Origin of the sequence: Undibacterium paludis (assembly GCF_022568815.1) — a bacterium.
Taxonomy (GTDB): domain Bacteria; phylum Pseudomonadota; class Gammaproteobacteria; order Burkholderiales; family Burkholderiaceae_D; genus Undibacterium.
Genome location: NZ_JAKZHX010000003.1, coordinates 69,325 through 89,166, shown reverse-complemented (window position 1 = coordinate 89,166; position 19,842 = coordinate 69,325). Strand labels below are relative to the sequence as shown.

Annotated in this window: 20 protein-coding genes; 19 read left to right on the top strand and 1 reads right to left on the bottom strand. The window is 51.6% G+C overall.

Annotation, left to right across the window (positions count from 1 at the left end; genetic code table 11):
* The first annotated feature begins 2 nt into the window (after positions 1-2).
* The 13 genes from gspH (at position 3) to LZ463_RS06990 (ending at position 12,723) form a co-directional block, all read left to right on the top strand.
* Positions 3-470 (top strand): type II secretion system minor pseudopilin GspH, encoded by a 468-nt coding sequence (gene gspH / locus LZ463_RS07050; RefSeq protein WP_241454916.1) that lies wholly within the window; start codon positions 3-5, stop codon positions 468-470.
* Between the two features lies 1 nt (position 471).
* Positions 472-849: a type II secretion system minor pseudopilin GspI gene (gene gspI, locus LZ463_RS07045; RefSeq protein WP_241454915.1), complete on the top strand. Its 378-nt coding sequence runs from the start codon at positions 472-474 to the stop codon at positions 847-849.
* Complete coding sequence (locus tag LZ463_RS07040) at positions 839-1,516, top strand: PulJ/GspJ family protein (protein WP_241454914.1); 678 nt, start codon at positions 839-841, stop codon at positions 1,514-1,516. Before gspI ends, LZ463_RS07040 begins: the two co-directional genes overlap by 11 nt.
* Positions 1,513-2,520 (top strand): type II secretion system minor pseudopilin GspK, encoded by a 1,008-nt coding sequence (gene gspK / locus LZ463_RS07035; RefSeq protein ID WP_241454913.1) that lies wholly within the window; start codon positions 1,513-1,515, stop codon positions 2,518-2,520. The genes LZ463_RS07040 and gspK overlap by 4 nt, the downstream gene beginning before the upstream one ends.
* A 6-nt stretch (positions 2,521-2,526) precedes the next feature.
* A complete protein-coding gene (gene gspL, locus LZ463_RS07030) occupies positions 2,527-3,786 on the top strand; it encodes a type II secretion system protein GspL (RefSeq protein WP_241454912.1) in 1,260 nt (419 codons plus the stop codon).
* Entirely contained in the window at positions 3,786-4,286 is a 501-nt protein-coding gene (locus LZ463_RS07025) for a type II secretion system protein M (RefSeq protein ID WP_241454911.1), read from the top strand. The genes gspL and LZ463_RS07025 overlap by 1 nt, the downstream gene beginning before the upstream one ends.
* A 42-nt stretch (positions 4,287-4,328) precedes the next feature.
* Entirely contained in the window at positions 4,329-5,102 is a 774-nt protein-coding gene (gene gspN / locus LZ463_RS07020; protein ID WP_241454910.1) for a type II secretion system protein N, read from the top strand.
* Positions 5,099-7,270, top strand: coding sequence for a type II secretion system secretin GspD (gene gspD, locus LZ463_RS07015; protein WP_241454909.1), 2,172 nt, complete (start codon positions 5,099-5,101; stop codon positions 7,268-7,270). The genes gspN and gspD overlap by 4 nt, the downstream gene beginning before the upstream one ends.
* 3 nt (positions 7,271-7,273) lie before the next feature.
* Positions 7,274-8,704 (top strand): type II secretion system ATPase GspE, encoded by a 1,431-nt coding sequence (gspE, locus tag LZ463_RS07010; RefSeq protein WP_241454908.1) that lies wholly within the window; start codon positions 7,274-7,276, stop codon positions 8,702-8,704.
* Between the two features lie 4 nt (positions 8,705-8,708).
* Positions 8,709-9,929, top strand: a complete 1,221-nt coding sequence (gene gspF / locus LZ463_RS07005; protein ID WP_241454907.1) for a type II secretion system inner membrane protein GspF — start codon at positions 8,709-8,711, stop codon at positions 9,927-9,929.
* Between the two features lie 10 nt (positions 9,930-9,939).
* The gene (locus LZ463_RS07000) at positions 9,940-10,539 is read left to right on the top strand and encodes a type II secretion system protein N (protein ID WP_241454906.1); all 600 of its coding nucleotides are present in this window, start codon (positions 9,940-9,942) and stop codon (positions 10,537-10,539) included.
* The gene (locus LZ463_RS06995; RefSeq protein ID WP_241454905.1) at positions 10,536-11,345 is read left to right on the top strand and encodes a uracil-DNA glycosylase family protein; all 810 of its coding nucleotides are present in this window, start codon (positions 10,536-10,538) and stop codon (positions 11,343-11,345) included. Before LZ463_RS07000 ends, LZ463_RS06995 begins: the two co-directional genes overlap by 4 nt.
* Before the next feature lie 124 nt (positions 11,346-11,469).
* Positions 11,470-12,723 (top strand): HD-GYP domain-containing protein, encoded by a 1,254-nt coding sequence (locus tag LZ463_RS06990; RefSeq protein WP_241454904.1) that lies wholly within the window; start codon positions 11,470-11,472, stop codon positions 12,721-12,723.
* A gap of 72 nt (positions 12,724-12,795) precedes the next feature.
* On the opposite strand, the gene LZ463_RS06985 is transcribed toward LZ463_RS06990, so the two are convergent.
* Positions 12,796-13,776 (bottom strand): NADPH:quinone oxidoreductase family protein, encoded by a 981-nt coding sequence (locus tag LZ463_RS06985; RefSeq protein WP_241454903.1) that lies wholly within the window; start codon positions 13,774-13,776, stop codon positions 12,796-12,798.
* A gap of 105 nt (positions 13,777-13,881) precedes the next feature.
* Between LZ463_RS06985 and surE the strand changes: the two genes are divergently transcribed.
* From surE to ndk, 6 genes are all read left to right on the top strand, one after another.
* Complete coding sequence (gene surE, locus LZ463_RS06980; RefSeq protein ID WP_241454902.1) at positions 13,882-14,619, top strand: 5'/3'-nucleotidase SurE; 738 nt, start codon at positions 13,882-13,884, stop codon at positions 14,617-14,619.
* Positions 14,616-15,485 carry a protein-L-isoaspartate(D-aspartate) O-methyltransferase gene (locus tag LZ463_RS06975; protein WP_241454901.1) on the top strand — a complete coding sequence of 290 codons (870 nt, stop codon included), beginning with the start codon at positions 14,616-14,618 and terminating at the stop codon, positions 15,483-15,485. Before surE ends, LZ463_RS06975 begins: the two co-directional genes overlap by 4 nt.
* A 46-nt stretch (positions 15,486-15,531) precedes the next feature.
* Positions 15,532-16,482 carry a peptidoglycan DD-metalloendopeptidase family protein gene (locus LZ463_RS06970; RefSeq protein ID WP_241454900.1) on the top strand — a complete coding sequence of 317 codons (951 nt, stop codon included), beginning with the start codon at positions 15,532-15,534 and terminating at the stop codon, positions 16,480-16,482.
* 151 nt (positions 16,483-16,633) lie between these two features.
* Positions 16,634-17,704, top strand: coding sequence for an RNA polymerase sigma factor RpoS (gene rpoS, locus LZ463_RS06965; protein WP_241454899.1), 1,071 nt, complete (start codon positions 16,634-16,636; stop codon positions 17,702-17,704).
* Positions 17,705-17,814: 110 nt separating this feature from the next.
* The gene (gene rlmD / locus LZ463_RS06960) at positions 17,815-19,149 is read left to right on the top strand and encodes a 23S rRNA (uracil(1939)-C(5))-methyltransferase RlmD (protein ID WP_241454898.1); all 1,335 of its coding nucleotides are present in this window, start codon (positions 17,815-17,817) and stop codon (positions 19,147-19,149) included.
* Between the two features lie 206 nt (positions 19,150-19,355).
* Positions 19,356-19,781 (top strand): nucleoside-diphosphate kinase, encoded by a 426-nt coding sequence (gene ndk / locus LZ463_RS06955; RefSeq protein WP_162041069.1) that lies wholly within the window; start codon positions 19,356-19,358, stop codon positions 19,779-19,781.
* The last annotated feature ends 61 nt before the right edge of the window (positions 19,782-19,842 follow it).

Genomic DNA, 19,842 nt, shown 5'->3' with positions numbered 1-19,842 from the left:
AGATGAATATCAGGCATGGGCAGCGCGGTTTTACCTTGCTGGAATTATTGGTGGTATTGATGATCTTCGGCCTCATTCTAGGGGCCGTGACGATTAACGCCGTGCCAGGACAGCAGCAGCGTCTTGAAAATGATGCGCGCAGGATTGCCTTGCTATTGCAGTTGGCCCGTGATGAAGCCATCGTCCGCAACTTGCCCGTGGCGTTTGAAGTTGACCAGAATGGTTACCGCTTCCTGGTGCGGGAAGACAGGATATGGTCGCCAATAAAAGATGACATGCTGCGCGAAAGAAGTTTTCAGACGGCTCCCGTGCAACTGCTGCTACAGCCTAAAAATGGCGATACTTCGACGGCGATGCGCATCATCTTCGGTCGTGAACCGGTGGATAAACCTTTTCTCCTCACCATCAAGTCCGATGACAAGCAGGTCAGCGTACGTGCCGATGGCATAGGTCATTTTTCGATGGAATAAGATGCGGTATTCAGGTTCTCAATCCGGGTTTACATTGCTGGAAGTCCTGGTGGCACTGGTCATCGTCGGGACTGCCCTGATGGCGAGCCTGCGCGCGGTTGCCAGCCTGACACAGAACAGCAACAATCTGCGCGCGTCCATGATGGCGACCTGGTCAGCAGAAAACCGCCTGGCGCAAATACGCCTGGCCCATGAGTGGCCATCCTTTGGTGAGCGTACTTTTGCCTGTCCGCAAGGCGAGTTGCACCTGATGTGTGAAGAGCATGTGATTGCGACACCCAATCCCTCATTTCGCCGGGTGGAAGTATTTGTCTATGAAGCCGATACACCTGAACGCAGGATCATCAAACTGACCCAGGTGGTGCCGAATGCGCTCTAGTATCCTGCAGCGCATGGCATCCAGGCGAATTGGGCATGCGCGTGGCTTTACCCTGGTCGAACTGCTGGTGGCCATCACCATACTCGCCATCATTGCCGTACTTGGCTGGCGCGGGCTGGACAGTATCGTCCGAGCCCGTGCCTCATTGACGGCAGAAATGGAGCAGACACGCGGCATACAGCTGGCTTTTGCACAAATCGAAAATGATTGTGCTCATCTGGTTGATCCCGCCAGTTTGCCAGGCCGCGAAGTATTGAATGCGGTAGGCACCAGGCTGGTCATGATACGCAATGTGTTTGAAGAAAATCAGCCGACACGCTTGCAGGTTGTGGTGTACCGTGTCGCCAATGGCGTTCTCAGTCGCCGTGAAATGCTGGCGACACGCGAACTGGCCAACCTCGACAGCGACTGGCAAAGCGCCATGTCAGATGCCGATGCCAGCCCTGCTATTGACCTGCAAAGCATGATAACCGGGTTTGACATGCGCACCTGGAAAGACGGTGAAAATGGTTGGCGCACCGGCGGCAGTGAGGCTGGCAGCACGCCAGTGCAGGCGGCTCCGGGTGTGCCAAGCCAGACAGGAAAACTGAACGGGCTGGAGATCGCCATACAGATCAGTGGCCGCGAATTGCCAGTCACCAAAGTTTTCTTATTGGGGGCAGTATGACGACAAGAATGGATGTCTTGCGTCACCAGCGTGGCGTGGCGGTGATTACGGCCCTGTTGCTCACGACCCTGGCGATTACTATCGTTGCCAGCCTGTTCTGGCAACAGCAGGTGCAAGTGCGCTCAATAGAAAACCAGCGCATGCAGTTGCAAAAAAAATGGATATTGCGTGGCGCCATAGACTGGGCCAGGCTGATATTGCGCGAAGATGGCAGGCAGTCTGCCAATGTTGATCATCTGGGCGAACCATGGGCGGTTACCCTGGCAGACACCCGTCTTGACCAGTATGTGGAAAATGCCCGCACTGACGGTGATGACAGTGATGCCACCTTGTCAGGCCAGGTGGTTGATGCCCAGGCCATGTATAACCTGAATAATCTTGCGACGGACGGTTATGTGGATCAGCGGGAAGTCGATGCCTTTGCCCGCCTGCTGGTGAATTTGCGGTTTGATGGCCAACTGGCGCAGTCCGTTGCCGATATGGTTGCGAAGACACAGGTCAAGGCGGCTGTGCCGAGTTCTTCTGCAGCGGAGACCGGTCCGGTAAAAAGTCCCGTGGATGGCGCGGGTACTGCAGTACAATTCCTGCGTTTTACTCAAGTCGATGATTTGCTGGCTGTGAATGGATTTACGCCTGAGATGATGGAACGTATCAAGGCTTTTGTCACTGTCTTGCCGCGCAAGACAGCGATTAATGTCAATACAACCTTTCCTGAAGTGCTGGCTGCGCGCATAGAGGGCTTGAGTGTCTCTGATGCGGCAATGATAATCGCCAGTCGCGACAGGGCCTATTTCAGAACGCTGGATGAATTCAAGTCGCGTTTTGAAGAAAGAGTGAAGGCAGTGACAGTGAAAGACGTGGCTGTTTCAACCAATTTTTTCATTGTTAATGGTAAAGTCAAAATGAACCGCTCAGCCCTGGATGTCAGTGCCCTGATAGAGCGGGCAGATAATGCGACAACATCAAATGCTTCGACAACAGTGCTTTGGGTTAAGGAAAATTAAATAAAAATGGCAAGCACACTGTATATATCACTGCCTTCCAGAGTGGTGGCACAAAATCGACCGGACTGGGCTGCCCAGTCGCTGGCATTTGCACTGATTTCTGATGAGGGGCGCTTGCAACAACAGGGCCAATCAAGTCTTGCTGAATTGCGTAGCATGGCTTCAGCGGCAAAACAGGTCGCATTTTTGCTTGCAGCCAGTGATGCCAGCCTGCTGACTGCAGCAGTCCCACCGATGTCGCCTGCAAAATTGAAGCAGGCCCTGCCAAACCTGCTGGAAGACCAGTTGATCAATGATCCTGCCGACCTGATACTTGTGGCGGGTGCTGCAAAGGACGGAGAGGTGAGCGTCGTCGTCGCTGATCGTGCATGGCTGGAGAGCGTGGCGCGCAACGTTAAAGACTGGCCGGCCAGAAAATTTTCTGCCTATCCTTCGCAACTGGGCCTGGCTTTCAATGTCGCGGCCAAACCCGAATCAGAAGCCGCGACTGCCTTTATAGAAGAAAAAGATGACACACTGGAGTTGTCATTGCGTGACGGTCTGCAACATGGTCTGGGACTAAGCGTGGAAACTACCGCACCGGCCGACGTCTTGTCCATGTTGGTACAACTCAGTAAAACGCCGGACTTGCTGGCTTATGTACCGCCCGCCAGCCAGGATGCTTATCAGCAGGCAGCGAAAACAGCCGGGTTGGAAGACCGGATCACAATCATGCCAGCCAGCTGGATCAACAAAGTCGCAGGCATCGCCGCCGATACGCCTGACCTGATGACGGGCGTGGCTGCAGAACATATGGCCAGTTTTGACTGGAGCAAATGGCGTTGGCCAGTCAGACTGGCATTGGCAGTACTGGTGGTAAACGTGCTTGCTCTTAATGTTGAATGGCTGGGCATGAAGCGTGAAGCAGACGAGATCAACAAATCCCTGAATCAGGTGTTCAGAAATGCGTACCCAAAAGAAACTGTGGTCCAGGATGCCTTGAAACAGATGCAACTCAATGTCAACGCCGCCAAGCGTGTGGCCGGTCAGTTTGCCGCCAATGATTTTGCCGTGATGGCGTCCCAATTTACCCAGGCATGGGATAGAACCGGCGTGCCCGGCGGCATTGCATCGGTGGAGTACAAGGACAGGGCCCTGTTTGTCAAAGTGAAGCCAAACACGCAAATTTCTACAGATGTATTGCGTTCAGCTCTGGCTGAGCAGTCTTTGGAACTTAAAACGACACCAGAAGGCTTGTTGCGTATCAGTATCGGGGGTAAGAAGTAATGTTGAGTGCACTCAAAGAGCAATTCAATCTATTCTGGCAAGCGCGCGCACAACGTGAGCGTAATATGCTGCTGATTTGCGCATTGGTTATTGTGTCCGCAATCATCTATGGTTTCTTACTGTCGCCCGCATTGAGTGGCAGGAAGAAGCTCAGTGAAGACTTGCCTGTCCTGAACCAGAAGCTGGCAGAAATCAATGAATTGAGCAAACAGCAGTCGAAGCTGGCTGTCAGCTTGTCTGAGCTGGTGCCGCCGGTAAGCCGCGAGCAACTGGAAGCTTCGCTGACAAGACGCGGCATCAAGGCGCAAACTATTTCAGTTACCGATGATCTGGTGCGCTTGCAGATACCTGCCGCTGCCTATGCCAACCTGATGGAGTGGCTGGTTGAAATGCAAAAGGCATCAAGATTGACAGTGGAGGAGGCTAAGCTGGTTGCTTTGCTTGAGGTTGGTCAGGTCAGCGCCACGATCTCACTGAAGCAGCAAAGAAGTAACTCCTGATCCTGGGACAATAAAGCCTGAAGAGATGTCGATGAGAAGTTTATGTTAAAGCGCCTGACCTGGATATTGGCTGCCATTGCCAGTGTCGTTATTACTCTGGTGATTTTTTTGCCGGCCAGCTGGCTGGGTTTGCTGGTCGAGAAGCAAAGCCAGGGCCGATTGAGCCTCGGTGATGTGCAGGGCAGTTTCTGGCAGGGTTCGGCCTTCATCGGCGTGGCGGCTGGTAAAAGCGGACCGGTGACACCATTGTTTCCGGGGCGCTTTCAGTGGCATATTTCACCACTGCTGTTACTGGGGCAAATCAAGGCGGAGCTGGAAAACAGTGCGGCACTGTCTGCGCCGGTCAGGTTGACAGGTAATTTCAGTCAATGGCATGTCAGCCCTTCCGTGCTGCTTTTGCCGCCGGAACGACTGGAGGGTTTGGGCGCGCCGTTGAATACGGTTGGACCTAGCGGTATTTTGCATTTGTCCTGGAATGACTTGTTGTTTACCCAGAGTAATGGGCAAATGGCAATGACCGGGCATCTGCAACTGGAACTGGCGGAAATGGCGTCACGCCTTTCGCCGATCAAGCCGCTGGGCAGCTATCAAATGGCATTCGATATGCGTGGGACAGAAGCTGATATTCAGTTACTGACCATGAAAGGGCCGATGATGTTGGCTGGTAATGGGAAGATGCAGAATGGTCGTTTCCAGTTCTCAGGCAAGGCATGGGCACAGGCAGGTGAAGAAGCAAGGCTGGCAAATTTATTGAATTTGCTGGGGCAGCGTCGTAATGACGGTGATAAAGACGTAATCGCGTTAGAGTTCAAATGAAAACATTTCCATTAAAGATCAGGGTCGCCATGACAAGAAATACGCTACGCCAACCTATCCAGCAATTGTCTGCAATGACTGGTGCTGCTGTATTGACTGCAGGATTTTTGCTTGCACCCATGGCCATGGCGCAGGATCCTTCAAAGAATACGGTGGATATCAACCTGGTCGGCGCTGACATCGAGTCAGCGATCAAGGCGATAGGGCACTATACCGGTGTCACTTTCATCATTGATCCTCGCGTCAAGGGACAGATCAACCTGGTTTCAGAAACGCCGATGACCAAGGATCAGGCATTCAAGTTGCTCACTTCCACTCTGCGTCTGCAAGGCTATTCCGTCGTTACTGCGGATGGTTATTCCAAGGTGGTACCTGAGTCAGATGCCAAATTGCAACCTGGCCCAACCCAGACTGCCCATGCAGACAGAAACGAAGCTGCCAAAGGGGACCAGGTCGCCACGCAAATCTATAAACTGAATTATGAGTCTGCTGCCAATATTGTCACGATATTGCGTCCATTGATTTCACCGAACAATACAATCAATGGTAACCCGGGTAATAACACAGTTGTTATTACTGATTATGCAGATAACCTGAAGCGACTCAACAAGATCATCGCCGCGCTTGATGTTCCTGCCACGACGGATATGGATGTCATCCTCATCAAGCACGCTATCGCTTCTGATCTGGCCGCCATGGTCAGCAAGGTCATTGATGCTGGCGGCAGTGCAGATCCGACCAAGCCTGTCCTGCTGGCAGACCCGCGTTCGAATTCGATACTCCTGCGCGCTTCTTCAGTTGCCAAGGCTAATCAGATCAAATCCCTGATTGCCAAGCTTGACCAGCCAACTGCGCAGCCGGGCAATGTACATGTAGTTTACCTGAAAAATGCCGAGGCTGAAAAACTTGCCCAGACTCTGCGTTCCATCGTTACTGGCGACACTTCATCTGCAGGTAAATCATCTTCCAGTTTGTCCAATGTCGGCAATTCTGCCAGCGGCACCAATAGCCCGGTAGCTGCGGCAAACAGTGGCAGCAATCAATCCACGATGCCATCTTTTGCCAGCAATAGCACCAACAGCAGTTCCTCATCAGGTGGCGGCGGTGCAGCAGGTTATATCCAGGCAGACTCAGCAACCAATACGCTGATCATTACCGCGAGTGAGCCTGTTTACCGCAATTTACGCAGCGTGATTGACCAGCTTGATGCACGCAGGGCACAAGTCTATGTTGAAGCACTGATTGTCGAGATCAGTGCAGATAAAGCCAGTGAGCTGGGCGTACAGTGGATGGGTCTGTCTGGCGATGCCAACAGTAAATATCGCGTTGGTGGTGGTACTGCATTCAACAGCAAGGGCAATAATATTTTGTCCCTGGTTGCAGGTAATGCAGCCACTACGGGTTCAGTATTGCCAGGCAATGGTCTGTCTGTCGGTATTTTCAGACAGATCAATGGTCAACTGGGGCTGGGAGCGCTGGCGCATGTATTGCAGACGGATGGTAATGCCAATGTCTTGTCCATCCCGAATCTGGTGACGCTTGATAATGAAGAAGCCAATATCATCGTTGGTAAAAACATACCTTTGATTACCGGTCAATTCACAACGGCTGCGAGCGGTACCGCTGGCACCAATCCTTTCCAGACCATAGACCGTAAAAATGTCGGTCTGAAATTGAAAGTCAAACCGCAGATTTCCGAAGGCGGGACGGTCAAGATGGCCATTTACCAGGAGGTGTCCAGCATTGACGACACCACCAATCCCTCCGGTATCATCACAAAGGAACGCTCCATTTCCACCAATGTACTGGTTGACGATGGCCAGATCATTGCCTTGGGCGGTCTGATTGAGGACACAACCAATGATGGCGTGGAAAAAGTAACCGGTCTCGGTGATATACCCATCATCGGCAATTTGTTCAAATACCAAACTACCAAGCGTGGCAAGACCAACCTGATGGTTTTTTTACGCCCAACAGTGCTCCGCAGTGCTGAGCAAAGCACCAATGTCTCGGTAGATCGCTATGATTATATGCGTTCGCAACTTGCTCCGTCCAAGGACACAGCCACAGAAAATCTGATGCCCAATCTGGAAAAAGGGAAATTATTGTCTACACCTTTGATTACCGAGACAGGAAAATCAAAAACTGCAGGTCAGGAAGGCAAGTAAGTCATGCTTGATCATCGATTACTGCCATACGGTTTTGCCCGCGATTTTTCCATACTGGCTGTCAGGGACGCTGCCGTCAATAATGGCCTGGTAGAAGTGCAGGTGTCCAAAATGACACCATCACCAGCCATATCAGAGGTCGGGCGCAAGTTTGGCAGGGTCAAGCTGACTGTGCTGCCGCATGCCGATTTGACAGAGGCGATAGCCAGGGCCTATGCCGGCTCGGGTGGGGATGCTGCTGACGTTGTCGGAGAGGTGGAATCTGACCTCGACCTGGCCAAGCTGATGCTCGATATGCCGGCGGTAGAAGACTTGCTCGAATCAGCTGATGACGCCCCTGTCATTCGCATGATCAATGCCTTGTTGACGCAAGCCCTGCGTGACGGTGCATCGGATATCCATATCGAGCCATTTGAGCAGATTTCGGTTGTACGCTTTCGCGTAGACGGCTCTTTGCGTGATGTGGTACGTCCCAAAAAAGCGATTCATGCCTCATTGATTTCGCGTATCAAAATCATGGCGCAGCTTGATATTGCCGAAAAGCGCCTGCCGCAAGACGGCCGTATTACCTTGCGCATAGGTGGCAAGCCTGTTGACGTGCGTGTATCGACTCTGCCTACCGGCCATGGTGAACGGGCCGTATTGCGTTTGCTCGACAAAGAGGCAGGCCGTCTGGACCTGAGTCACCTGGGAATGAGCGCTGATGTGCTGACGCAGTTTGATAAACTGATTGCCCAGCCACACGGCATTGTGCTGGTCACCGGGCCTACTGGATCAGGCAAGACGACGACACTCTATGCAGCGCTGTCGCGCGTCAATGCCGGGACGACCAATATCCTGACGGTGGAAGACCCGATTGAATATGAACTGGCTGGCGTGGGGCAAACCCAGGTCAATGCAAAAATCGACATGACTTTCGCCAAGGCCCTGCGCGCCATCCTGCGCCAGGACCCGGATGTCATCATGATTGGTGAGATACGTGACCTGGAAACAGCGCAGATTGCCGTGCAGGCCTCGCTGACTGGCCATCTGGTGCTGGCTACTCTTCATACCAATGATTCGGCAGCTGCAGTCACGCGTTTGCTGGACATGGGTATAGAACCCTTCCTGCTGTCTTCGTCGCTGCTCGGCGCCGTGGCACAAAGGCTGGTACGCAAGCTATGCGTGCATTGCAAGACAGAAAAAGATGGTGCCTGGCATGCCGTTGGCTGTGAGCATTGTGGTCATACCGGTTATCAGGGACGGGTCGGCGTGTACGAGTTATTGCAGACTACCGATGCCATACGGGCACAGATACATCACCAGGCGGCAGAGGCAGAAATTCGTGTCGCCGCCCAGGCAGACGGCATGAAAACCATGCGTGAAGACGGTGATCGCTGGCTCAAGAGCGGGGTGACTACCCTGGAAGAGTTGTTGCGGGTAACGAAGGAATAAACTCATGCCAGCATTTCGTTATGAGGCTGTTGATACCGCAGGCCATACCAGCAAGGGTGTGCTGAACGCAGATAGTGCAAGGTCGGCACGCAGCGATTTGCGTGCGCAGGGTCTGGTGCCGGTCAGCGTTGAGTCCATCGCCAATCAGATGGATGCCGGTGGAAAACGCAAGGTAGCCTTGTTTGGTGATCGTTTATCGACGGTGGAAATTGCCTTATTTACCAGGCAGCTGGCGAGCCTGCTGGAAGCAGGTTTGCCTCTGGAGCAGTCATTGTCTGCCTTGCTCGAACAGGCAGAGCGTAGCTATGTACGCGATCTGGTCGGTTCCATCCGCTCAGAGGTCATGGCTGGCAACTCATTTTCGGATGCGCTTAAACAGCATCCGAATGATTTTACCGACATCTATAGTGCATTGGTTGCATCAGGTGAGCAGATCGGGCATTTATCCAGTGTGTTGCTGCGTCTGGCTGATTATATTGAACGGCGCAACGCGCTGGTGCAAAAAGTCAGGCTCGCATTTACTTATCCAGCGATTGTCACTGTCGTTGCTTTCGCCATTGTGATTTTTTTGCTGACCTATGTGGTGCCGCAAATTGTATCGGTATTTGCCAATACCAAACAGAAATTGCCGTTCCTGACACTGGTGATGCTGGCGATTTCTGATTTTGTGCGTGCCTATGGCTGGTTGGTGGCAATTGTACTGGCGGGGGCATTTTCCCTGTGGCGCATGGCTTTGCGCAATCCCGAGTTCAAGATGCGATGGCACCGCTGGTTACTGGTTGCCCCCTTGTACGGGAAATTTGAGCGCAGTCTGAACACGGCAAGGTTTGCCAGCACGCTGGCGATTACCACCGGTTCTGGTGTGCCGATTTTGCGTGCCTTGCAAACCAGTCGCGAGACCCTGTCAAATGTTGCCATGCGTGCGCAGGTGGAAGAGGCCACTGCCAGTGTGCGCGAAGGTGTCAGTCTGGCGCGTGCATTGTCTGCACATAAACATTTTCCGCCCATGCTGATACACATGATCAGGGCAGGTGAGGTCACTGGTGAATTGCCATCCATGCTGGGACGGGCTTCCAATACCCAGGAACAGGACCTTGAACGTCGTGCGCTGACCATCGCCGGCTTGCTTGAGCCGGTGCTGATTCTGACCATGGGTGTCGTGGTATTACTGATAGTGCTGGCGGTACTGATGCCTATCATAGAAATAAATCAATTGGTACGCTAAAAGGATAAAAATGAAACGCTTACCTGTCGTTGTAACTTTTTTAATGTTTATCGCTCTTTGTGTCTCACTCAGTTACTGGGGATTGCGTCTGTTCAAACCACAGGCCAGGAACGTCGCTGCAGCATTCCAGCAAAATAGTTACGAACCCGGTACCGGGCAATGGGGCGGCATATTTGGTAATAGCCAGGTGGCACAAGTCAGCGCCAGCAATTATCAGTTAAAGGGGATTGTGCTTTCAAGGAAAGCCAATGAAAGTCTCGCCATCATTAGTGCAAATGGCAAACCAGCTGTAGCTGTTGCCATGAACAAGGAACTTTCACCAGGTGTGACTTTGACCGAGGTGCATGAACAGTATGTAATCGTGTCGGAATCAGGTATGGCACGTCGGGTGGACTTGCCTGTGCCGGCCGACATCAATCGCCCGCCTGCGCCAATTCCACCGTTGAACCAGGCAAACATGGTGCCGCCACAGATTGCCCCTGTAGCTTTCCCTCCGCCAAAACATAATGATGCGCCTGGCGGACCGGTGAATAGCCCACCCCAGCCTGTGGTGACACCTGGTTTGCCAACGGCTTCCTTGCCTGCAACCATGCCTGGTGGTCAGCAATGACGGGGTGGTCTGAAGCCATTCCGGAAGACATACGTCTGTCGTTGCAGCAAGTGCATCCATCCTGGTCTGCTGTTATCGAAGCTGCATTGCAACAGGTCCACGAGAGAGATCCTGCCTATTTTGCCAGTTTGCATAAGTCAGCCTATTTGCCAGATCAGGCCAGATTGTTTGCGGCTTTTTCCATTCCCATGCAGGACGTGCGTTATATCCTGATCGGGGAGGGGCCTTACCCACGCGCCGACAGCGCTACAGGTTATTGTTTTATGGATGGTGCGGTCAATAGGCTGTGGTCGGATGAGGAAGGTGGTGGCTTGTCAAAGAAGGTTAATCGGGCGACATCATTGCGAAATTTCATGAAAATGTTGCTGGTTACGTCCGGGCATTTGCAACAGGATGCGACGACAGGTGAGGCCATGGCAGCAGTTGCCAGCCATGCACGCAATCCCGCATCAGGTATTATTCAAACCTTGGGTGAGTTGCAGCAAAACATGATCAGCCAGGGTTTCTTGTTGTTGAACGCCAGCCTGGTATTTCGCGAAGATACGCCACCTGCAAAAGATGCCAGGGCGTGGCTCCCCTTTTTGCAAACGGTGCTGGCTCGGTTATATCAAGAACGACAGACTGAACAGGCACGTTCACCTGTACTGGTTTTGTGGGGGAAAATTGCCGAACAGTTAAGGCAAATACCTGAAGCGGTTGCTTTTGAAAAGATTTGTGCAGAGCATCCCTACAATTTGAGTTTCATCGGGAATGCATCTATGCAGGAGTTTTTCAAGCCGATGGCTCTGCTAAAAAGGATTGCTTGAAGGAAAATTTTTGTAACATGCCGACATTTAACGGTACTGTAAACTAGCTTCGTGAAAGGCTTTGTAGAATAATCGTGAACTGATGATGGTTTTTTGACTGTCTGACTCATTTCTATGGCCTGTTATGTTGAAGAAAATTGAAGTTGCTCAGCTAAGGGTTGGTATGTATGTGCAGGAGCTGTGCAGCTCCTGGATAGACACGCCGTTTTGGCAAAAGTCTTTCATGCTCAACGACTTTGAAGAGCTGAAGAAGATACAGGAAACTAGCATTCGTCAGGCCTGGATAGATACCAGTAAAGGCCTGGATGTATTGAGCGAAAAAGAAGAAAAAATCCAGCGCCAACCAGAGCCTGAGCCTGCCCCAGCACCTGAACCTCCCGCAATAGTTGTTCCGCCGCCGCGTCCGGTTATCAGTCCCGTCTCCATGGATGACGAGCTTGGCCGGGCGTCTGTGATTGTCAGTAAGTCCAAACAGGCTGTGTATTCCATGTTTAATGAAGCCCGCATGGGGAAGGCGGTTGACGTTGGCAATGCACAAACCATGGTCGAAGAGATTGCAGATTCGGTCATGCGTAACCCCGGTGCGCTAATCGGTCTGGCCAGATTGAAGACTAAAGACGACTACACCTATATGCATTCAGTTGCCGTATGCGCGCTGATGGTGGCACTGGCAAAACAACTGGGCCTGAGTGAGGCAGAAACCAGGGATGCCGGTCTGGCCGGCCTGTTGCATGATATCGGCAAGATGATGGTCTCTGCTGACATCCTCAACAAGCCCGGTAAATTGACCGATGCAGAGTTCGTCTCCGTCAAAGAACATCCCGTCGCTGGCTATAAAATGTTGAAAGAAGCCAATGGCGTCAGCATGACAGCCCTTGATGTCTGTTTGCACCATCATGAAAAGATGGATGGAACGGGTTATCCCCGTCGTCTGAAGGGGGATGAGATCAGCCTGTTTGCACGCATGGGGGCAGTCTGCGATGTGTATGACGCCATCACCTCCGACCGTCCCTACAAGCAAGGGTGGTGCCCCGCCGAGTCTTTACGCAAGATGGCGGAGTGGAGCAATGGACATTTTGATGACAAGGTATTTCAGGCGTTTGTCAAAAGTATAGGGATATTCCCAGTTGGAACCCTGGTGCGTCTTGAGTCCGGTCGCCTTGCTGTAGTTGTCGAGCAGCAGATAGGCAAGTCATTATTGCTGCCCAAGGTCAGGGTGTTTTTTTCAACCAAATCCATGGCCTATATCGCACCGGAACTGATAGACCTGTCTCGTCCCGGGAGCAGTGACAAAATAGCGACGCGTGAAGACGCTGCCAAATGGGGAATCAAAGACATCAACCGTTATTGGCTGGGGGACGCCGCCAATAATCGCTAAATACCTGGTGGTGCAGGTACTGAAAAAATCAAAAAGACGGAGCCACCATATAGCAACCCCGTCTTCTTCTCGCTAAATTTCCGGCTGTATCACTATTTTGCCGGTGACCTTGCGTGCAGCCAGATCATTCAGTGCTTGTGGCGTGTCTTTCAAGGCGTAGCGGCCGGATATGTGCGGTTTGATTTTCCCCTCATGCAGCCAGCCCATCAGTTCACGCATAGCGGCCAGGTTTGCTTTTGGCTCGCGGCGCGCAAACTCACCCCAGAAAACACCAACCAGTGAAGCGCCTTTCAGTAAGGTCAGATTCAGCGGTAACTTGGGTATTTCACCATTGGCAAAACCGACTACCAGATAGCGTCCACGCCATCCTATGGAGCGGAATGCCGGTTCTGCATAGATGCCACCGACCGGGTCATAGATCACATCCGGCCCTTTGCCATCCGTTGCTGTCTTGATTGCTTCACGCAAGTCTTCGGTACTGTAATTGATGGTCAGGTCTGCGCCATGTTGTTTGCAGATAGCTAATTTCTCGTCGGTGGATGCGGCTGCAATGACGCGTGCTCCCAGCGCCTTGCCTATCTCTATGGCGGCAAGGCCTACGCCTCCTGCGGCGCCAAGTACCAGCATGGTTTCACCAGCCTTCAGTTGGGCCCGGTCAACGACTGCATGATGGGATGTGCCGTAGGTCAGCGTAATGGCAGCGGCAACATCAAAGTCCATGCCCGGTGGCATGGGCATGACGGCATTGGCTGCCACTACAGCCTGTTGTGCAAAAGCGCCATTGCCTATGAATGCGATGACTTTATCGCCGATTTTAAGGTGGCTGACTCCTTCACCGACAGCATAGACGACGCCTGACAATTCGCTGCCTGGTGTGAATGGCAGCTCTGGTTTGAACTGGTACTTGTTCTGTATGATCAACACATCGGGGAAGTTAACTCCCGCCGCCTTGACATTGATGGCAACTTGCCCTGGGCCCGGACTCAAGTCGGGTAAATCCGCTATCACCAGTGTTTCGGGCAATCCCCATTCCTTACACACAACAGCTTTCATTTTGATGTCTCCATAAAATAGTACGACCGTTTGATTTTGCGATTATGCCGTAAAAATCTGTTCTCTGTAGAAATTTATAAATCAGCATCGGGTAGAATACAAAATATGAAAATTCTAATCAGTAATGACGATGGTTATCTGGCGCCCGGGATCATGGCTTTGGCGGAGGCGATGTCGTCTGTTGCTGAAATTACGGTTGTTGCACCCGATAGCAACCGCTCCGGTGCCTCAAATGCCCTGACGCTTGACCGCCCCTTGAGTGTGCAACGTGCCAGCAATGGTTTTTACTTTGTCAATGGTACACCTTCAGACTGTGTGCACATTGCCTTGACTGCCATTATGAAAGAAAAGCCTGATCTGATCGTTTCCGGAATCAATCAGGGACAGAATATGGGGGATGACACGCTGTATTCAGGTACTGTGGCGGCTGCCACGGAAGGATTTTTGTTTGGCATACCAGCCATCGCCTTTTCTCAGGCGGACAAAGGCTGGGCGCACCTTGATGCGGCAGCCAGAGTTGCAAAAGAGATGGTGGTCAAAGGGTTTGCTGGACTTCCTTCGCCATTCCTGCTGAATGTGAATATCCCCAACCTGCCTTTTTCCGATATCAAGGGGGTGCGTAAGTCCAGGCTGGGCAAGCGCCATACCTCTGAACCTGTGATACACATGACAGATCCACACGGACGCGATATTTATTGGATAGGTCCGCCGGGGGCAGCGCGTGATGGCGGTAGTGGAACAGATTTTTATACAGTTGCCCACGGTTTTGTGTCGGTCACACCTTTGCAGATAGACTTGACCAACAGTCGTCAATTGAACGAGTTGGACCTGGACTTTGCATGACGGCTAAAGACAAGCGTTTTCCTTTACCTCTGTCTTCTGTGGTCAATCAGAAAAGTAAAGCGATTGAACCTGGTGGGCGGAGTACTGCCATGCCCCAAACGGCAATGCGTAATGCTGCTCACCATCTTAGTGGGACATTAGCTGCCAGGGCTGCGCAGAAAACGGATGTCAAGTCGCCACAGGGAGCAGGCAAGACTGATGTTGGCCTGTCTCCATCTTTGTTATCGGGGCCGCTGGTTTCTGAAGGGATCAGGAAGGCGATGGTGATGCGTGTGGCGCAGCAAGGTGTCAAGGACGCGACTGTGCTGGCTGCCTTGCAGGCTGTACCACGTCATCTATTCCTTGAGTCTGGAATGGCAAGCCAGGCTTATGTAGATGCCTCCTTGCCTATTGGTCACCATCAGACTATTTCCCAGCCGTATATCGTTGCTCGCATGATAGAGGTGTTGCGGAACGGTACGAATCTCGGGCGAGTGCTCGAAATCGGCACCGGTTGCGGTTATCAGGCGGCTGTTTTGTCAGTGATGACCAGGGAGGTGTATTCGATAGAGCGTATCAAGGCCCTGCATGAATTGGCGAAGAGTAATTTGCGCCCGATGCGCATTGCCAATATCCGCCTGCTTTACGGGGATGGTATGTTAGGTTTGCCGCAAGAGGCGCCGTTTGACGGTATCATATTGGCTGCCGCTGGCTTGGAAGTGCCACAATCCTTGTTGAAGCAGTTAAGGGTTGGCGGACGCTTGGTTGCACCGGTGGGTGGGCGTCATCAGGTGTTGCAATTAATTGAGCGCGTATCAAATTACGAATGGAAGAGTTCGGTTCTGGAACAATGTCATTTTGTACCGTTGCATTCCGGCGTAATTTAAGTTTGCCATTGATACCAACAAGCTCAGAACAGATCAAAAAACGGAAATGAAGAATATACAGCAGAGATTACAAACAGGTTTTGCCCTGTGCATACTGGCGGGTCTGACCGCATGTACCACCACTTTGCCAAATAAGGCGCCTGTGGTTGAGCGTGGTGTTGATCAGCCCCCTGTCGAAGTCACGCCACCCCCGGTTGTCAATAAATCGCCAGTTGTCGTAAAAGCCCCCGAAAATGCGCGTGGCACTTATGTCGTCAAACGTGGTGACGGCTTGTACAGAATTGCACTTGATCATGGTCAGAGCTATAGCGACCTCGTGACCTGGAATGATTTGAAAAACCCGAACGACATCAAGGTCGGTCAGGTCTTGAGGGTGGCACCACCTGAGGGGGCTGCGACAACACAAACGACCGCCGTAACACCTTCAAGTGCGGCAGTTGAGGTCAAGCCTTTGCCATCGAATCAGGTGATCAATAAAAATAGCCCACGCGGGGATAAAAGAGCCTACTCCGAGACAAATCTCGCCGAATTGCAGAAGACAGACACGGTTGTTGCCGCTGTGGCACCGACAGTAAAAAATGATGTGGCAGCGCCGATCAAGGCAACCGAAACAGCTCCTGCGGAGTCAGATGTCGTAGACTGGATGTGGCCAGCGGACGGTAAAGTTCTGGCGACTTTTGACGATGTCAAGAACAAGGGCTTTGATATCTCCGGTAAGATGGGGCAGGATGTGCTGGCAGCTGGCGCCGGCAGGGTCATGTACGCCGGTAGCGGAATTCGTGGTTATGGTAATTTGGTGATTATCAAACATACCAGCAGTTTATTGTCAGCATATGCGCACAATAAGGCCATTTTGGTGAAAGAAGGACAAGCCATATCCAGAGGGCAAAAAATCGCTGAAATGGGAAATTCGGACAGTGATATAGTGAAGCTGCATTTCGAAATCCGGGTTCAGGGGAAGCCGGTTGATCCTGCAAAATACCTGCCTGGCCGGTAGTTAGTGTTGGAGTTTTGCAATAGGCGATACCTTGTTGGTGCTGACATTTTAATAAAATACCATTGGTTAATATTAATAGACTATTATCGATACTTTGAATAACAATTTGTTCAGGCAGTACGGATGCTGAACATGTCAATTCTCACAGATCATGCACAACAATGTAAGCACCTATAAGCTGGAAAATTCTGCTGCCAGTGATGAGCAGGATCTCATTGCGGACACTGCTGATGGCGACGGAGATGTGCGCTTGTCTGGAGATTTGACTGATCTGGCGGAAGATGCGGCTGATCTTGCACGGGAAGGGCAGGATGAGCAGGGCGAAGATCCGGCTGCACTGATTGTTGCGCCGATTGATGAATTGAAGAATGTACTGGCGGCGGAGTTATCGACTGATACCACCCAGTATTACCTCAATCAGATAGGCACGCGCCCCTTGTTTGCCTCAACTGAGGAGTTGCATTATGCAACTCTGGCCAAACAAGGTGACTTTGAGGCCAGGCAAAAAATGATAGAACACAACCTGCGCCTGGTTGTGTCGATTGCCAAGCACTATATCAATCGCGGTGTGGCTCTGCTTGACATGATAGAAGAAGGCAATCTGGGGTTGATGCATGCCATTGACAAGTTTGAGCCCGAACGTGGATTTCGTTTTTCTACCTATGCGACCTGGTGGATACGTCAGAGCATAGAGCGGGCCATTATGAACCAGGCCAGGACCATACGCCTGCCAGTGCATATGGTGCGTGAGCTCAATCAGATATTGCGCGCCAAGTACCATCTGGAGTCGCAAAGGCGTGACGGCAGAGATGCTGCACTCGAAGATATCGCCCTGCTGGTCGACAGACCGGTGGACGAGGTGCAGGACATTCTGACCTTGTCCGAGCATGCCACTTCGCTCGATACGCCGCTCGATAATGATCCTCAATCCAGTCTGATGGATATGTTGCCTGGGGATAGCGATGATGCGCCAGATATCCGTGCCGAGCAACATGAGATGACCATACTGGTCAGGGACTGGTTGTCGAAATTGCCTGACAAGCAGCGCATCGTCATCGTCAGGCGCTTTGGTCTGGATAACGATGATCCAGCAACGCTGGAGACCCTGGCCGATGAGATGGGGATTACGCGCGAGCGTGTCCGACAAATCCAGCAGGAGGCCCTGATCAAGCTGAAACGTTCTTTTGCTTCACGTGGTGTGGGCAGGGATTCTGTGCTTTGAATAAGGCTTTGTAGATATTCCTGGGGTGCGTGCCCGCGCATCTCTTATAATTCCGGTTTTGAAATTTCACTTCTTCACAGCGTGAACCTGTTTTCGCGCCTTTAATTTCCATGAATACATTAGAAATCCGTTCCTTAGACATGGACGCGCGCGGCGTCGGCAATTTGCAAAACGAAGATGGCAGTACTGGGAAGGTGGTCTTTGTTGATGGCGCATTGCCTGGCGAACTGGTTGAATTCAGCACGTACAAAAAGAAAGCCAGTTGGGAGGCGGCAACCATGAGCAACCTGTTGCGTGAATCGTCGCAACGAGTGGAGCCTAAATGTGAATTCTTTGGCACTTGCGGCGGTTGCTCCATGCAGCATCTCGATGCCAATGCCCAGGTGGCGATGAAGCAACGAGTGCTGGAGGATAATCTCTGGCACATAGGCAAGGTGAAGGCGGACATCATGATGCGTCCGATTATCGGGCCCACCTGGGGCTACCGCTATCGCGCCCGTCTGTCGGTGCGTCACGTGGTCAAAAAAGGCACGGTGCTGGTTGGCTTTCATGAGAAAAAATCGCGCTATGTTGCCAATATGGAAACGTGTGAAATACTACCGGCTCATGTATCGGCCATGCTGATGCCTTTGCGCGGACTGGTTGCGTCCTTATCCATCGTTGAAGAATTGCCGCAAATCGAGCTGGCAATCGGTGAGGGTGTGACAGCCATGGTCTTGCGTATCATGGCGCCGTTGTCCAAGGATGATGAAGTCAGGCTCAAGGAGTTTGCAGATCAATACCAGGTGCAATGGTGGCTGCAAACCAAGGGGCCGGAAACGGCAGAGCCTTACTATCCGGCAAAAAGCGACTTGCATTACCTGTTGCCGGAGTTCGGCGTGAAAATGCCATTCAAGCCAACCGATTTTACCCAGGTCAACCATCATATCAATCGTGTTCTGGTTGCACGTGCCCTGCGTTTGCTTGATGTGCAAAAAAATGAACGCATAGCAGACCTTTTCTGTGGACTTGGCAATTTCACTTTGCCGATCGCGACTCTGGCAGCGGAAGTAGTGGGTATAGAGGGGAGTGATGCGCTGACTGAGCGTGCCCTGGAAAACGCCAGGTACAACGGTCTGGACAAGAAAACCTCGTTCAGTACCCGCAACCTGTTTGAAGTCACGGCCCAGGACTTTGTGAGGCTGGGTAAGTTCGACCGTTTTCTGATTGATCCTCCGCGTGATGGTGCGATGGCAGTTTGCCAGGCATTGATTGATCTTGGCGGTATTGCGCCAGTATTGAAGCCCAAGCGTTTGGTCTATGTATCTTGCAGTCCTTCAACCCTGGCCAGGGATGCCGGCATGCTTGTCAATCAGGCTGGTTACAAGCTGAGTGCTGCAGGTGTTGTCAATATGTTCCCGCATACTTCGCATGTGGAATCCATGGCGGTTTTTGACTTGATTTAAATGCTTATTTAATAATATTTTAACGGTGAATTGGTCGAAATATCAAATAGTCATCGACTTTTGATATTAAAAATGAAGTTAATCTATTCTGCGACCAATTGTATTTCTTGAAAGACATATCTGAGTCTGTCGTTTCATGTTAAAATCTAAGGTTAGATGAATTCTCGAAATTTTTCTTAACCCTTTCTTTTTATTGGAGTTTTTAGATGGCTATCGAACGCACATTGTCTATTATTAAGCCTGATGCAGTTGCAAAAAATGTTATCGGTCAAATTTACAGCCGCTTTGAAGGCGCTGGCCTGAAAGTTGTTGCTGCCCGTATGGCGCAATTGTCCCGTGCTGAGGCAGAAGGCTTTTACGCTGTTCACAGTGCACGTCCTTTTTTCAAAGATCTGGTTGACTTCATGATCTCCGGTCCTGTGATGATCCAGGTTCTCGAAGGCGAAGGCGCAATATTGAAAAACCGTGATCTGATGGGCGCGACAGATCCTAAGAAAGCAGAAGCAGGTACTATCCGCGCTGATTTCGCTGATTCTATCGATGCAAACGCTGTTCACGGTTCTGATGCTCCAGAAACAGCGGCTGTGGAAATCGCTTACTACTTCCCGGCATTGAACGTTTACTCTCGTTAATTCAGACTTGTTCTGTTTGTAACGGTTTAAAATAATCACCTTGCATGGCTCGATGCTGTGC

Coding starts and splice junctions, on each gene's coding strand:
- gspH (WP_241454916.1), top strand. CDS start 3: ATGAATATCAGGCATGGGCAGCGCGGTTTTACCTTGCTGGAATTATTG.
- gspI (WP_241454915.1), top strand. CDS start 472: ATGCGGTATTCAGGTTCTCAATCCGGGTTTACATTGCTGGAAGTCCTG.
- LZ463_RS07040 (WP_241454914.1), top strand. CDS start 839: ATGCGCTCTAGTATCCTGCAGCGCATGGCATCCAGGCGAATTGGGCAT.
- gspK (WP_241454913.1), top strand. CDS start 1,513: ATGACGACAAGAATGGATGTCTTGCGTCACCAGCGTGGCGTGGCGGTG.
- gspL (WP_241454912.1), top strand. CDS start 2,527: ATGGCAAGCACACTGTATATATCACTGCCTTCCAGAGTGGTGGCACAA.
- LZ463_RS07025 (WP_241454911.1), top strand. CDS start 3,786: ATGTTGAGTGCACTCAAAGAGCAATTCAATCTATTCTGGCAAGCGCGC.
- gspN (WP_241454910.1), top strand. CDS start 4,329: ATGTTAAAGCGCCTGACCTGGATATTGGCTGCCATTGCCAGTGTCGTT.
- gspD (WP_241454909.1), top strand. CDS start 5,099: ATGAAAACATTTCCATTAAAGATCAGGGTCGCCATGACAAGAAATACG.
- gspE (WP_241454908.1), top strand. CDS start 7,274: ATGCTTGATCATCGATTACTGCCATACGGTTTTGCCCGCGATTTTTCC.
- gspF (WP_241454907.1), top strand. CDS start 8,709: ATGCCAGCATTTCGTTATGAGGCTGTTGATACCGCAGGCCATACCAGC.
- LZ463_RS07000 (WP_241454906.1), top strand. CDS start 9,940: ATGAAACGCTTACCTGTCGTTGTAACTTTTTTAATGTTTATCGCTCTT.
- LZ463_RS06995 (WP_241454905.1), top strand. CDS start 10,536: ATGACGGGGTGGTCTGAAGCCATTCCGGAAGACATACGTCTGTCGTTG.
- LZ463_RS06990 (WP_241454904.1), top strand. CDS start 11,470: ATGTTGAAGAAAATTGAAGTTGCTCAGCTAAGGGTTGGTATGTATGTG.
- LZ463_RS06985 (WP_241454903.1), bottom strand. CDS start 13,776: ATGAAAGCTGTTGTGTGTAAGGAATGGGGATTGCCCGAAACACTGGTG.
- surE (WP_241454902.1), top strand. CDS start 13,882: ATGAAAATTCTAATCAGTAATGACGATGGTTATCTGGCGCCCGGGATC.
- LZ463_RS06975 (WP_241454901.1), top strand. CDS start 14,616: ATGACGGCTAAAGACAAGCGTTTTCCTTTACCTCTGTCTTCTGTGGTC.
- LZ463_RS06970 (WP_241454900.1), top strand. CDS start 15,532: ATGAAGAATATACAGCAGAGATTACAAACAGGTTTTGCCCTGTGCATA.
- rpoS (WP_241454899.1), top strand. CDS start 16,634: ATGCACAACAATGTAAGCACCTATAAGCTGGAAAATTCTGCTGCCAGT.
- rlmD (WP_241454898.1), top strand. CDS start 17,815: ATGAATACATTAGAAATCCGTTCCTTAGACATGGACGCGCGCGGCGTC.
- ndk (WP_162041069.1), top strand. CDS start 19,356: ATGGCTATCGAACGCACATTGTCTATTATTAAGCCTGATGCAGTTGCA.